The organism is Xenorhabdus ishibashii, from assembly GCF_002632755.1.
In the GTDB taxonomy this organism is placed as follows: domain Bacteria; phylum Pseudomonadota; class Gammaproteobacteria; order Enterobacterales; family Enterobacteriaceae; genus Xenorhabdus; species Xenorhabdus ishibashii.
Window position 1 is genome coordinate 2,320,816 of sequence record NZ_NJAK01000001.1, and the last position, 12,969, is coordinate 2,333,784.

The 12,969-nt window shown below is 42.3% G+C and carries 19 protein-coding genes, 2 tRNA genes and 3 pseudogenes; 9 read left to right on the forward strand and 15 right to left on the reverse strand.

What is annotated here, in order from left to right; all coding sequences use genetic code 11:
* Positions 1–40 precede the first annotated feature (40 nt).
* The 3 genes from Xish_RS11030 to Xish_RS18610 form a co-directional block, all read right to left on the reverse strand.
* The gene (locus tag Xish_RS11030) at positions 41–1,024 is read right to left on the reverse strand and encodes a quinone oxidoreductase (protein WP_099117901.1); all 984 of its coding nucleotides are present in this window, start codon (positions 1,022–1,024) and stop codon (positions 41–43) included.
* 406 nt (positions 1,025–1,430) lie between these two features.
* On the reverse strand, positions 1,431–1,838 hold the full coding sequence (locus Xish_RS11040; RefSeq protein ID WP_099117903.1) for a DUF2000 family protein: 408 nt from the start codon (positions 1,836–1,838) through the stop codon (positions 1,431–1,433).
* 23 nt (positions 1,839–1,861) lie between these two features.
* Positions 1,862–2,017 carry a hypothetical protein gene (locus Xish_RS18610; RefSeq protein WP_167383257.1) on the reverse strand — a complete coding sequence of 52 codons (156 nt, stop codon included), beginning with the start codon at positions 2,015–2,017 and terminating at the stop codon, positions 1,862–1,864.
* Between the two features lie 58 nt (positions 2,018–2,075).
* Between Xish_RS18610 and Xish_RS18965 the strand changes: the two are divergent.
* From Xish_RS18965 to Xish_RS11060, 5 genes and pseudogenes are all read left to right on the forward strand, one after another.
* Positions 2,076–2,355 (forward strand): annotated as a pseudogene (locus tag Xish_RS18965) (IS982 family transposase); the annotation flags it as partial.
* A 36-nt stretch (positions 2,356–2,391) separates the two neighbouring features.
* The gene (locus Xish_RS18970; protein WP_425275027.1) at positions 2,392–2,682 is read left to right on the forward strand and encodes an aldehyde dehydrogenase family protein; all 291 of its coding nucleotides are present in this window, start codon (positions 2,392–2,394) and stop codon (positions 2,680–2,682) included.
* Positions 2,672–3,010: pseudogene (locus Xish_RS18975) on the forward strand (aldehyde dehydrogenase family protein); the annotation flags it as partial. The gene Xish_RS18970 and the pseudogene Xish_RS18975, both read left to right, overlap by 11 nt.
* A 117-nt stretch (positions 3,011–3,127) precedes the next feature.
* Positions 3,128–4,561: an alkaline phosphatase gene (phoA, locus tag Xish_RS11055; protein ID WP_099117904.1), complete on the forward strand. Its 1,434-nt coding sequence runs from the start codon at positions 3,128–3,130 to the stop codon at positions 4,559–4,561.
* A 161-nt stretch (positions 4,562–4,722) separates the two neighbouring features.
* Positions 4,723–4,956 carry a DUF1435 family protein gene (locus tag Xish_RS11060; RefSeq protein WP_099117905.1) on the forward strand — a complete coding sequence of 78 codons (234 nt, stop codon included), beginning with the start codon at positions 4,723–4,725 and terminating at the stop codon, positions 4,954–4,956.
* Positions 4,957–5,000: 44 nt separating this feature from the next.
* On the opposite strand, the gene Xish_RS11065 is transcribed toward Xish_RS11060, so the two are convergent.
* From Xish_RS11065 to rsmC, 3 genes are all read right to left on the reverse strand, one after another.
* Positions 5,001–5,087: transfer RNA gene (locus tag Xish_RS11065), tRNA-Leu, on the reverse strand.
* A gap of 46 nt (positions 5,088–5,133) precedes the next feature.
* A tRNA-Leu gene (locus Xish_RS11070) sits at positions 5,134–5,220 on the reverse strand.
* A 216-nt stretch (positions 5,221–5,436) separates the two neighbouring features.
* Positions 5,437–6,450, reverse strand: a complete 1,014-nt coding sequence (gene rsmC, locus Xish_RS11075) for a 16S rRNA (guanine(1207)-N(2))-methyltransferase RsmC (RefSeq protein WP_099117906.1) — start codon at positions 6,448–6,450, stop codon at positions 5,437–5,439.
* A gap of 130 nt (positions 6,451–6,580) precedes the next feature.
* On the opposite strand from rsmC, the gene Xish_RS11080 reads away from it, so the two are divergent.
* The 3 genes from Xish_RS11080 to Xish_RS11095 all read left to right on the forward strand — a co-directional run bounded on the left by Xish_RS11080 (position 6,581) and on the right by Xish_RS11095 (position 9,099).
* A complete protein-coding gene (locus Xish_RS11080) occupies positions 6,581–6,991 on the forward strand; it encodes a DNA polymerase III subunit psi (RefSeq protein WP_099117907.1) in 411 nt (136 codons plus the stop codon).
* Positions 6,960–7,403 (forward strand): ribosomal protein S18-alanine N-acetyltransferase, encoded by a 444-nt coding sequence (gene rimI, locus Xish_RS11085; protein ID WP_099117908.1) that lies wholly within the window; start codon positions 6,960–6,962, stop codon positions 7,401–7,403. Before Xish_RS11080 ends, rimI begins: the two co-directional genes overlap by 32 nt.
* A 460-nt stretch (positions 7,404–7,863) precedes the next feature.
* Positions 7,864–9,099, forward strand: coding sequence for a tyrosine-type recombinase/integrase (locus Xish_RS11095; protein ID WP_099117909.1), 1,236 nt, complete (start codon positions 7,864–7,866; stop codon positions 9,097–9,099).
* Here Xish_RS11095 and Xish_RS11100 read toward each other — a convergent pair.
* The 9 genes from Xish_RS11100 to Xish_RS11150 form a co-directional block, all read right to left on the reverse strand.
* The gene (locus Xish_RS11100; RefSeq protein ID WP_099117910.1) at positions 9,085–9,282 is read right to left on the reverse strand and encodes a MerR family transcriptional regulator; all 198 of its coding nucleotides are present in this window, start codon (positions 9,280–9,282) and stop codon (positions 9,085–9,087) included. The genes Xish_RS11095 and Xish_RS11100 overlap by 15 nt on opposite strands.
* On the reverse strand, positions 9,275–9,487 hold the full coding sequence (locus Xish_RS18615) for a hypothetical protein (protein ID WP_099117911.1): 213 nt from the start codon (positions 9,485–9,487) through the stop codon (positions 9,275–9,277). Before Xish_RS18615 ends, Xish_RS11100 begins: the two co-directional genes overlap by 8 nt.
* 174 nt (positions 9,488–9,661) lie before the next feature.
* Positions 9,662–10,240 (reverse strand): HNH endonuclease signature motif containing protein, encoded by a 579-nt coding sequence (locus Xish_RS11115; protein ID WP_099117913.1) that lies wholly within the window; start codon positions 10,238–10,240, stop codon positions 9,662–9,664.
* A gap of 2 nt (positions 10,241–10,242) precedes the next feature.
* Positions 10,243–10,467, reverse strand: a complete 225-nt coding sequence (locus Xish_RS11120) for a hypothetical protein (RefSeq protein WP_099117914.1) — start codon at positions 10,465–10,467, stop codon at positions 10,243–10,245.
* Complete coding sequence (locus Xish_RS11125; RefSeq protein WP_099117915.1) at positions 10,464–11,000, reverse strand: phage N-6-adenine-methyltransferase; 537 nt, start codon at positions 10,998–11,000, stop codon at positions 10,464–10,466. The genes Xish_RS11120 and Xish_RS11125 overlap by 4 nt, the downstream gene beginning before the upstream one ends.
* A complete protein-coding gene (locus Xish_RS11130; protein WP_167383258.1) occupies positions 10,993–11,268 on the reverse strand; it encodes a hypothetical protein in 276 nt (91 codons plus the stop codon). The genes Xish_RS11125 and Xish_RS11130 overlap by 8 nt, the downstream gene beginning before the upstream one ends.
* 138 nt (positions 11,269–11,406) lie before the next feature.
* Positions 11,407–11,592 (reverse strand): hypothetical protein, encoded by a 186-nt coding sequence (locus Xish_RS11140; RefSeq protein WP_099117918.1) that lies wholly within the window; start codon positions 11,590–11,592, stop codon positions 11,407–11,409.
* Positions 11,585–11,998, reverse strand: coding sequence for a hypothetical protein (locus tag Xish_RS11145; RefSeq protein ID WP_099117919.1), 414 nt, complete (start codon positions 11,996–11,998; stop codon positions 11,585–11,587). The genes Xish_RS11140 and Xish_RS11145 overlap by 8 nt, the downstream gene beginning before the upstream one ends.
* The gene (locus tag Xish_RS11150; protein ID WP_099117920.1) at positions 11,995–12,327 is read right to left on the reverse strand and encodes a zinc-finger-containing protein; all 333 of its coding nucleotides are present in this window, start codon (positions 12,325–12,327) and stop codon (positions 11,995–11,997) included. The genes Xish_RS11145 and Xish_RS11150 overlap by 4 nt, the downstream gene beginning before the upstream one ends.
* Positions 12,328–12,366: 39 nt before the next feature.
* On the opposite strand from Xish_RS11150, the pseudogene Xish_RS11155 reads away from it, so the two are divergent.
* Positions 12,367–12,807, forward strand: a pseudogene (locus Xish_RS11155) (host specificity protein J); the annotation flags it as partial.
* Positions 12,808–12,969: the final 162 nt, after the last annotated feature.

The window sequence follows — 12,969 nt, forward strand, 5'->3', positions numbered from 1 at the left end:
TCAGGCACTTTAGTTCCCTTCTTAAGCGAAGCTCAGGTTATTAAGGAATAAGCAGGCTGGAACCATGAGTAACGCGACTTTCCAGCATGCAGTGTGCCTTGATTACCTCACTGAGCGGGAATTTCTGGTTTTCAGGCACGTCAACATTGATTTTTCCGCTGGCAATCAGCTCAAATAACGTTTTACTCGCTTCATCTAGCTCTTCACGGGTAGTGACGTAGCCGTTTAACGCTGGGCGGGTTACAAACAGCGAGCCTTTCTGGTTAAGTATTCCCAAATCAACACCAGTCACTGGGCCGGAAGTATTGCCAAAACTGACCATTAAGCCTTGTCGTTTCAGGCAATCCAATGAATCCAGCCATGTAGTCTTGCCAACAGAATCATAAACGACGCTGACTTTTTCCCCTGCCGTGATTTCCGATACGCGTTCAACAATATTTTCGCGCTTATAATTGATGGTCTGCCATGCTCCCGCGGCTTTGGCGAGAGCTGCTTTCTCATCCGAACTAACTGTACCAATCAATTTAGCACCCAATACTTTTGCCCACTGGCAGGCAATCAGCCCCACTCCTCCCGCTGCGGCATGGAACAGAAACGTTTCCCCTGCCTGAATTTTATGGGTTTGTCTGAAAAGATAATAAACAGTCAGTCCCTTCAAAAATGATGCAGCAGCTTGCTCAAACGAGATGGCGTCCGGCAGCCGTGCTAATTTGCTTTCTGCCACATTATGAACTTCACTGTAAGCACCAAGCCCTGATTGTGCATAAACCACCCGATCGCCAACTTTAAAAGAGGTTACCTCGGTTCCAATCTTGGTGACAATCCCTGCCGCTTCGGTTCCGATACCGCTGGGCAGATTAGCTGTTGGGTATAACCCGCTGCGCATATAGGTATCAATATAGTTAATACCAATGGCTTTATTTTCAACCTGCACTTCGTCAGTAGCTGGGTTAGCAGGGGTAAATTCGCAATATTGGAGTACTTCAGGGCCTCCGTTAACGGAGAACACGATATGTTTTGCCATGAATAAGTCTCTAATTATATTATACTTATTGTTTTTCAGGTTACGGTACGTTGTTGGTGGCTGCGCTAGCTCCACTGTTCTTTGATTTTGATATCCGTTTGATCCATTCGCCACCGATGCCCAACCTCAGGCTTGCTCCGCTGATAGCGTTTAACAATCAACGGAACCAAACGGTGAACTTAACGAGAGAACGTGGAATGATAAATGGCAATCTCCCACTTAGACATCGTTGCTTCCAGATTACGTCTCAAGATGTAGGTCAGATCCCCTCGAACGCACTGGATCCTGATATCAACAGGCTAATGCAGGAGCTTGAACGCATTTTGAGTCAGGGCCATCTCCAGTTTCCCTAATAAAAAAATACCATATTATCCAGACAGAGATTAATGCGCCAGAACCATAATAGTTACTTATGAAGAGATAGTCCTTTTATTGCTTTATCTACAAATTTTTTTGAACCATACACAGCAAGGCCAACTAAATTCATATTATCAGCATCTTCTGCTAAAAAAACCTCACGGTTCGCTTCATCATGACCTGTTGAAAACATTGTGTAGACGTAAGGAACTAAAAGTAGATCTCTCTCCAAGCCTTTCCTATGAACACTTTGAAGTGCCTTAAGATCAGCACCAAAAATAAGCATAGGTTGTCCAGACATACTCCCATACTTATGACCAGAAGAATCGATATATGGGGTACCTATAATCTCAGATGCCGATGAGGCAACACCCGTTGCGAGGAATGCAACTACATTCAGTTTTTGCCACGTTTGTAAGTCATCCCGCACTATAAAGGCAATTTTCGTATCAAACATCTTAAACATCTCTCTACGTGTTGTTATGTGACAGTATATTTAATTAACGATAGGATATTTGTCTTGTACGTTTGTGCATCGGTGCAGGTCATAGTGAAATGGACAGTGCGCTGGGCAAAGCTATTGTGCTTTAATAAATTCACGCGATGCTCGACTTTTAGGGTGAGTTGAAATGACATAGCCGCTCCTTTATAACTTTAAGTCGTCAAAAATAGAGAAATAAAGGAACAAAAGGCTATGTCACAGCAAGATTTTATCATTTGGGTGTTTTGTTGGGTAGATGACAATTTAACGCAGTTACAGCAAGGTAGGCGATTCAGAAACCATCACGATGGAAGTGGTGGGTGAATTTTTAGGATTTTCAACAGATAAAGGCATTTGGACATACTTTAATCATCACTGGCGCGAATGGTTTCCGGGACTGGGCTCACGGGCCAATTTTGCTAAACAGGCTTCAAACCTTTGGGTTGTTAAACAAAAACTGCAAGAAAAACTGGCGCGATTATATGGCTTGTATAAATGGGCAATTGTCTGACTAGACAGGGGAAAGATGATGAGTGAAATTAATTTGCTGGAGTCTGTTACCACTTTTTTGCAGCGCTCTCACGGCCATTATATTAATGGAGTCTCTGTTCTTGGTCAGGAAAATGAAATTTTCTCCATTGTTAACCCGGCTTCTGGTGAAGTAATAGCCACGGTTAATCAAGGTGGAGATACCGAAGTTAATCAGGCAATGCAGGCAGCTTCAGCCGCTTTTCACGGCGTGTGGGCTCAAACTTCTCCTTTGGAGCGAGGAAATTGTTTGAATCGGCTGGCTGATCTATTACAAAAAAACAGTGATTAAAGCCAATCGTGTTGAAGACACATTAATGAACGAGGAGACATTTGGGCCGATTGGTACTTTCCTCAGTTATGATGATGAGGAAGAGCTAATTACGATGATGAATGCAACGCCATTTGGCCTGTCTGCCAGCTTATGGACGAATGATATGAGCAAGGCGATGCGTATAATTCCTCGCATTGAAGCGGGGATGTTATGGATCAACATGCATACGTTCGTCGATCCTGCGGTTCCGTTCGGGGGAATGAAGTCTTCAGGAATGGGGCGTGAGTTTGGCAGTGCATTTATTGAACATTACACAGAGCTGAAATCAGTCATGGTGCGTTATTGATGGATACATAATAATGTCACCATAGGTTCAAATAATTGTCATGTGACATATCTATTATCTGAGCAACTCAACATGATGATTTTTTTATCCTATTCATCTGATTGCAAGGAAAACCCTATGTCACGTAATCATCAAAAAAATCTGCTTGCTACAGTGGTTGTATTGATGTCAGGAATTACAGTGCCTGTATGGGCTGTTGGCGATTCAAATCACATTATGGCGCAACAGCGTGCAGCCCAAGGCAATATGACCGAATTTGGCGGTGCCCGCCGTCTCACCCAAGATCAAACTGAAGCGCTTAAGGCTGCATTAAGCAATAACAGAGCTAAAAATGTGATCCTGTTTATCGGCGACGGTATGGGGGATTCTGAAATTACCATTGCCCGTAATTATGCCGAAGGTGCCGGTGGTTCCTTTAAAGGGATAGATGCCTTGCCATTCACGGGGCAATATACCCACTACTCATTAAACAAGGAGACGAAGAAACCCAACTATGTTACAGATTCAGCGGCTTCTGCCACGGCCTGGGCAACAGGAGTAAAAACCTATAATGGGGCATTGGGAATTGATGTCTTTGGCAACCCTCATCAATCTCTTTTGGCGCTGGCTAAAAAGAACGGCAAGGCAACGGGAAATATCACCACGGCCGAAATTCAGGATGCAACACCAGCAGCTTTATACGCCCATATTACGCATCGTAACTGCTACGGCCCTAAAGAAACTTCAAAGTATTGCACCTCAGATGCTCTGGAAAATGGAGGTAAAGGATCTATCACTGAACAATTGCTGACCGCACGTGCAGATGTCACCTTGGGAGGTGGTGCAAAATCGTTTACCCAGCAATCGAGAGCTGACGCCAATAAAGGGAAGACATTGCAGCAACAAGCATTGGAGCAGGGATACCAATGGGTAACAGATGAGAAGTCATTAGCCGCCGTCAAAGATGCTAATCAACAACAACCCTTGTTGGGCTTATTCCATGATGGAAATATGGATGTCACCTGGGAAGGGCCAAAAGCGGTTTATCACGGTAATATCAATGAAAAGCCAGTGAAATGTGCAGTGAATGTTAAATTAGATCCTAACGCACCTACATTGGAGCAAATGACAGAAAAGGCGATTGATTTACTGAAAAAGAATGAAAATGGCTTTTTTCTGCAAGTGGAAAGCGCTTCGATTGATAAACAGGATCATAATGCCAACCCTTGTGCACAAATTGGTGAAACAGTAGCCTTGGATAAGGCTGTACAAGTTGGCCTTAAGTTTGCCAAAGAGCAGGGCAATACTTTGGTGATTGTGACTGCTGATCATGCACATGCTAGCCAAATCATTGAGCCTGATGTCAAATCACCCGGCTTGACTCGATCGCTGATTACAAAAGATGGCGCAATCATGACCGTAAACTATGGTAATTCGGAAGGAGATAGACAGGAACATACCGGTACACAGCTACGTGTTGCCGCTTATGGTCCACACGCAGCCAATGTTGTTGGTTTGACTGATCAGACCGATCTGTTCTTTACCATACGTGATGCAATGGCGCTAAAATAATCATATCTTGCTTATAATCCCTGTCATTGACTTTCAACTTGTGATTAATTCGCTACCATATAGGGTATTGAGAATCATTATTGTTATAGTGGGTGGCTGACTATGTTTAGCGCAAAGTGGAAGTTAAAACTGTTTTTTGCCAAAACATGATGGGATAAGGTATGACGGGATTTTGGGGATTACTGTTATCCAGCCTGATCGCATCGGTAGTGATTGTATCAGTGTTGGAAATAGTCGGTGCAAGAATAGAACAATTTAAGTTTGTCATTCAAGCCGCCATGCTGCTGACACTTGTTCTGTTACTGCATCGTAATGCGCGTCATTTTCTACTAATACCTGCCGGTATTGCCGTTATATGCAGTCTGTTCGCCTGCTTGCGCTATCTGGGACATTAAGGAAGATTGGGGATACAACGAGAAAGAGAAGAAAAATGTAACAGTGGTGCGAAGGGGGGGACTTGAACCCCCACGTCCGTAAGGACACTAACACCTGAAGCTAGCGCGTCTACCAATTCCGCCACCCTCGCAGGTACTGCCATTTATCTAATTTGTTTAATTGATAACTATCTGATTTGGTGCGAAGGGGGGGACTTGAACCCCCACGTCCGTAAGAACACTAACACCTGAAGCTAGCGCGTCTACCAATTCCGCCACCCTCGCGTATTCAGATACTATCGCTTAAACGAATAGCATGGGGGCGCATTCTAGAGATTTTATGGCTGGCGTCAATCATTATTTAGGGAGAAAACGCGTGATTGGTGTAAAAATCGGCATGTCGATGTATTTGGCAAAGGTAAAAATAAAATGTTCGAAAATAGCGATTGCCCGCCCGTTAAATTTGGGCAGGCAACACAGGAATTGCGTTTTCTACCCCAGTTATTTCTTAGTCGCTTGATATACTTTGAATTTACCTGTTTGCGCAATGACTTTATGGCTGCCAAAAGCATTATCCAGTAGATTAGGGTAAGGTAAGAAAGCGTTTGCAACGATCCGCAATTTACCACCGGATTTCAGATAATTTGGTGCCATGCGGATCATATCTTCAGCCGCTACCAGGTTGGTTTTCAGGCCATCATGGAAGGGAGGATTAGAAATGATCCAGTCGAATTTTTCCTCAATGGCAGAATACACATTACTTGTGACTACATTGCCTGTCAGCTTATTGGCTTGCAGGGTCGCTTTACTTGATATGATGGCGGCAGCATTGACATCACTTAATGTCAGGGACAAATCGGGGTTCTTTTTACCCAAGACGGTAGCCAGTACTCCGGCACCACAAGCCAAATCCAACAGACTGCCAGAGATAGGGGCATCGAAAGTAGAAAGCAGCAGACGGCTGCCGATATCTAAATCATCCTGACTAAATACGCCGGGCAGCGTATTGACGGTGACATCTTCCACCTGATAACTGTTCCACCAATTGTTTTGGTCAAACTGAACCTGGTTTTTCAATTGACCGTAAAACAGGCTGCAACGGCGTGCTGTATCCATTTTGCGGAAAGTAGCGATGCCTTCCATTAACTTATCAATACTGCGTACACCACTACGGTTTTCACCCACAATAAAGATATCAGTACCGGATGGCAGGATAGAAAATAGGTTGCGTAGTTGGAAACGCGCTTCTTGTTTGCTTTTTGGCCAATAATAAATCAGCGTATCACATCCACTGATAAATGTGCTGTCCGCTATAAGGCCAAACCAGGCATTGTCACCAAGCTGACGGATCAGCGATTGCCAGTGGTGATATTGGTTAGTATGCACACGCACACTTGCAGCTTCGATTTCCGTTGCCAGGTTATCCTGAAGATCACCGGCAAAGAGCAGATGACGAGAGCGAAATTGTTCATGATGGCGCAGGATAACTTCGCTGGCCGGGGTTAATACTGACATCTATGTATAGCTCCTTATAAATCTTTATTTGAATATCAGCGGGCAGTATTGGCAAGCTGGTTGGCGCAGGAATAAGCCCTCTGATAATATATTACCTGTTATTTTTTTATGGCAGATGGAATAAAACACGATGACAAAGCGTGACAGATTACTTTCCCGCCTGGGGATTACCCAATGGGTTTTGCGTAGCCCGATGGCTTTGCAAGGCGAATTATCTGTCCTCATCCCTGATTCAACCCGTCTATTGATCATTAGTCATGATCACATTGACTTAAGTCATTCATTGTTTGCTGATGTTTTTACAGCCATGGGGATCGATGCCTCATCGGTATATTGCATCACGACCAAAGATGTTGAGCTACTTTCGGGATCAATCTACTGCCCAAGCTGGCTGTTGGGGGTTGATATTACCTTACCAGTACAAGGGATTTCTTTGAGAAGCCCAGCATTAAATGACTTATCTCTTGATGGGAATGCAAAACGCGCTCTTTGGCAACAAATTTACCATTATGAAGAATATTTCTCTATTAACTCCCGTTGATCTTCCCGCTGCATTTCAAATAGAGCAGGCCAGTCATACATTTGCGTGGAGTGAAAAAACCTTTTACTCCAATCAGGGAGAACGTTATCTCAACTATAAGATAACGCAGAATGACCAGATTATCGGTTTTGCGATAACACAGTATGTCATGGATGAAGCAACACTATTTAATATCGCTATTCATCCTGAATATCAATCACGGGGCTATGGCAGGGCATTGTTGGCGTATCTCATCAACATATTACCTGAAAAACAGATCAATACATTGTGGCTTGAGGTGCGACGTTCTAACCAGACTGCTATTCGTTTATACGAAGATATGGGCTTCAATGAAGTTTCCATCCGCAAGAATTATTATCCGACTGCGGCAGGTAAGGAAGATGCCATTATTATGGCATTGCCGTTGTTTTAAGTTGATTTGGATAATAAGCCCAAAAATCACTGATTGTTTATAAATCCAAGTTCAGCGAAAATAAACGCCAATCACGATTAACACGACGGATTTGCAAGTAGAGCGCCATCAGGAGGCGCTTTCCAAGTGATATCAATCCGCCTACGAACCAGAAGATTCTAATTGATGTCAAATTCCTCATTTCAGCAGGAAGTCGCGAAACGGCGCACTTTTGCAATAATTTCTCACCCCAATCATTGATCTGGTTTTATCTGTTTTTAATTGTTTGCACCTGTTTTCATATTTTCTTACTTTTCCGTTTTCAATTCAGTAAAAGTGGTCAGCTTGGTGTTATTTTTGTTCTGACTATTTTCAAATGAATCTAACTCGCTTCGAGTGTTGTACATAATTTTATGTACAGAGTTTTGTACATAATGCTATAACAAGCCATTGACGCATAAAATTATGTACAAGGTGGGTTATGGCGCTATCAGATACGTGGCTTAGGTCTGTTGTTGGGAAAGAAAGGGATAAACAGATAGTTAAATCGGATAGAGACGGTTTATCTGTCAGGATCACCCCAAAAGGAAAGGTGATTTTCCAATTTCGATTTCAGTGGAGTGGTAAAGGCGAAAGAGTCGATATTGGCACGTACCCGGCAACAACTCTGAAAGATGCCAGAGATGAGGTGGTTAGGCTCAAGGGGGAAATTGAATCCAATCGTAACCCTAGATTTGTAAAAAAGCAGCAAAAAATAACTGCTTTCACCGAAGAAACAAATGAGGGGATTATCAGGAAATGGCATGAGGCATATTGCGTAAAAAACAAAAAAGATGCTGTGGGGATAATCCGCTCTTTTGAGCTGCATGTCTTTCCAAAAATAGGTAATAGGCCGCACAGTTTAACCACATTACATGATTGGTTAGAGTTATTGGAAGGGCTAGCCGTACACTCTGAATCAATAGCTGACAGAATACTCATAAATACAAAGCAAGCCCACAAGTGGGGAGTAAAGAGGCAATTGATACTCGGTGAGCCTCTGATGCAGATGACGGGGAAGGATCTAGGGGTTAGTAAGCGAGAAGGAACTAGAGTGCTGGAAGATGGAGAAATAAAAATTCTGTTCCATGCATTAGAAAAATCAAGAGCATCATTAAAATATGAACTACTTGTTAAATTACTGCTGCTTTTTGCTTGTAGGCTTGGTGAATTGATTAATGCTGAAATAAGTCATTTTGATCTTGATAACAAGTTATGGACCATTCCGCCAGAAAGCCATAAAACTGGCTCTTCTACGGGAAGGCCGCTAATTCGCCCAATCATCCCTCAAGCAGAAGAGATGATTAGGCAATTAATGGGTATGAGTAAAGGGTCAAAATATTTAATAACAAAAGATAAAAGTAATGAAAAGATAAGAGGAAGCTCATTAAGTTCTTTGCCATACAATTTAATGAGATTTGCATGGAAAAAGTTAGGCTACCAATTCCCACATTGGTCTCTCCATGACTTAAGAAGAACCGCCAGAACGAACTTTTCTGATTTTACCGACCCCCATGTTGCTGAAATTATGTTAGGTCACAAATTACCGGGTGTTTGGCAGGTGTATGATAAAAGTTACTATATAGCTGAACAAAGGAAAGCCTATGGCTTATGGTGGGCGAAAGTTGAAACTATCGTATATGGTGATGATAAGGTATCTTTATTAATCGCCGGATAGTCCTGCAAACTTCATGATCTTGTCTTTAGCCCAGAGGTTGGGACAAGATTTTACATCTGGGTCTGGGAAGTCTGGCTTATATTTTTTACCAGTCTTACCATTGATGCTGTTCCACCGTTGGATAGTAGATTTAGATCTCCTGAATAAGTTTGCGATTTCTTCTGTATCCATAAAATTACTCATCCTTCATCTCCTTCTGAATAACTCGCACATAATACGCCAGCACTGATTTAGCGCTGAACTTCATGTGGTTGAGTGGTTTAAATTTGGGTGTGTACTTATCGAGAATTGCGGTTACTGCGGTATCGTCGTATTTGGGCAGGGCGGTTAATTCTTTCAGGCAATCCCTCGCCACCTTCCTCCTTGCGTTCTCGAACTCACTAGTCATAGATACGACACGTGATATTGCCTTTATGTGATTCTCTGATACGACCTGAGCGACCCGTATTTGTATAAAAAGGGATGGTTATATTTATTTCCCGATCTTGTGATTTTAAATGGTCCTGAACTGCGCCGATAGCTAACGGAATGTCTTTGCTATCTGGTACATCAATTGTTACTTTCATATCACTCTCTCTTTATTATTAATCGCTATCATTATACGTGCTAAATACGTAGTGGTTTGTTTATACTCAGCAGGTGTGTTGGGGTAAAATTTATTTAAAATCACATTTTCCCGACGGGTAACCATAAGTAAATTATCGATATGACAATTTTTCTTATCCCCATCTTTGAAAATAACAATGCTTCCTGCTGGTAATTCACCGTGATGCTCTTCCCATATTATTTGATGTTTCGGTCTCCATATTTTAGGACTATCCACCTTTATATAGATATAACCATCCTTGTTAATTCGTTCAGACCCTATTGGACGGGTATTATGAGGCGAACTACCTGATTTGAATGAACCTGAATTACGTTTCATTAATCCTTTGGTTCCCGCATTATGAGGTATATTACCTTTTGTATATTGTCCCGTTCGTCCGGTGCGTAACCCTAATCGTTTTCTGAAATTGTGAATTGATTTATTGGAGTAATTAACAGAGAAGTGTTCATTGAATTTAGCAGTCAGCTCTGGCACTGGCAAGCCGTAATAAATCCTCATCCAATTTTTCATTTTATCAGTGTATTTATGAGCCATTTTTACCCACCTAGAAATTTAGGTAGAGAATCTACATCTTGATTACCGATGGCTTTTTTAACATCAAGCGCCAGTTTACCATTATTGACTATCTGAGTAGCGATGTCTGAAATAGATTTTGCACGGCGAAATTCTATTTCCAATTGTTCATTCAGGATATCTTCGTCAGATAGCCGCTCTAATTGAGCGAACAAATGGTTATTCAAATCTTCCAATTTGTTTTTCATGCCATTTTCCTTATTTCGTTATTACCTATATTGAATAGGTGTTCTTTATCTACAGTAGTTATTAACTTGCGCGGAGTAATAAATGGTCGCCATATTAAAAACATGGAACCTTTTGTATTCCTGCTGACTTTTATTTTTAAGTTCGCTGGAATAAATGAAATCCTGCCACCTGTTATTAATCTGACCTCATCCGCTGTTTCTCTTGCTAATTTAAACCAACCCACAGAAGTACCAGAAGGGACTAACATAACGATTGGTTGTAATTGCTTCTGGCATTCAATCGCCGCTTTTTCTACCCACGGCGTAATATTAGAATAGGGTGGATTACAGAATATAGAACCGTAGCTCACCCAATCACATTCCAGTGCATTATCTCGTTCCGTGAGATAATGGGCGCACAGGGTGTTTTGAGCATCGGCGGCGGCATCTAAATAAAATCTGAATTCTAAATCGAGAGCTAAAAATAACGGAAGTGGGGTTTGCCAGAGGTCGCGAAGTTCTTTGGGTGTATTACTGCCTCCGAAATCACTCATCGTTTATTTCCCATCCTAATATTTTCTTGGATTCATTTAACGGCTTCATATATAATTCCAATTCCAGATTCCATCTGGAACCTGTAATATCTACATAACCTTTGTATGTTTCTTTATACTGCCTGACCATTGAGTCATATTCGGCAACCAATTCATGCAATAGATATCTGGGTATTTGTAGAATTTCGTCGTCATTGTTTGTATTTGTCATTCTTCCGCCTATCCCGCCCATAATCCTCTCCGCACTCTCTGCTACAGAATGCCCCATGTGTTGCTTCCTCTGTCTCACACCATCTGCACATACCGTTGACACTGGTTAATGCTGGTGGTCTGTTCTGGAGGGCATGAGATATATTCAGCTCATTTAATTCATTCGCTGCGTCGATGATATCCATATTATTTCTCGCTATTTGTTGGGGTGGGTAATATCATTACATGCTTCCCATCCAGCCTTAAATGCTTCCCAATAAATCTGGGCTGGCATGTTAAAATAATCCCCATTACTATCTTTTTCTAATGCATTTTCAGAATAACGAAACTCAGTTAAAAGAAATTTCTCAAACGCTTCTCTGCATAAATCTGAATTAGTCATCCCATTTCTCCGTAATTATAGTTTTTGGTAGTAATATGAAATGTTTACCCCAAAATACATCGCAACGCTCACCAGATTCATAACATATAACCCTATAGTCAGTTTCTGGTTTTATTTTCAATGACCCATTACAGATAGACTCGTATATTTCTTGATGAACTAATTCATACGTATCACTATCAATTGCTGAACCATTTAATGGTTTGATATAAATTGAAAACTCACCATTCTTTGGATCACAGTCTAATTCTGTCCAAACAGTAGCTTCTATAATTTGCTTGTCACCTGCAATTTCTGGCATTTTAATTTCAGAAATAGGAATTCCGCTCCATGTAATACCTGCTTTTTCTTTAAGGATTTCAATCTCTTTTTGGCTTGCTTCATATAGTGATTTGTAATCTGTCATTGCCTAAACCTCCTGCATATACTCTCTGCTTTCTTACACATATCAGTATCAAACCAGCCGAAGTGACAGGTGTTGAAACTGATGTCCAATTGACTTGCTAACCATTGATACGCTTCCGTGCGCTCTAAATTACGACTCCTCACGACATCATCGAAATACCGATGTGCCGATGCTCTGGCCTGTCGGGTTTTCTTATCCGCCAGTGACCCCATTGGGATATCGGTTTCCGGATGAATACTGACACGCGCACCACATGTCCAGCAGTGATATAACCAAGGCCAGCGGTTATCGTGGATGCGCTTAAAAACATTCAGGTGATGTTCAATCATCACATGCCTGCCACAATATCGGCAGTGTGTCGGAATGGGATATTGTACGACCTGATGATCAATGATCGGTTCAGCATCGGTACACGGGTTAAGACTGAAAACCTGAGTCTGGCAAAATGGGATTTGTACCGCGTTGCGCAATACTGTGATCAGCTCGTGCCTGATGGTAAAGGAGGACAAGAGCCGCGCCACACCTGCAATGTCTATATCCAGTCACAAGAGGATGGGTGTACCCGCCAAAGTGAGGCACAACGGCGTGGTAAATGGGTATTGCTCACCAACGAATATGACCGGATGGTCACGTTTACGGTGGGACTGGATGGCAAAATCCCGTTGCCTGGTTACATCATCGGGGTAGCCGATGAAATGTTTTCCGGCCGTGTATTGGGTGGGCGCGTGAGTTCGGTGAATGGACGCAATATCACGCTGGACAGGGTAAGCGCTTGCAAGATCAACTGGACTATCAGGCCGAAGCTGCCCTGATTAACGGGGTGGCCAATCAAGAGAATGCCTATCAAATTATGGTGAAGGATGGGGAGAACAAAGCCGAAATCAAACGTCTGGATCGGGTATTTGCTGACTCACAAACTGCGTGGGCGCAACAAATTACTGAGGTGAAAGCGGAAATACAGAACGACATTA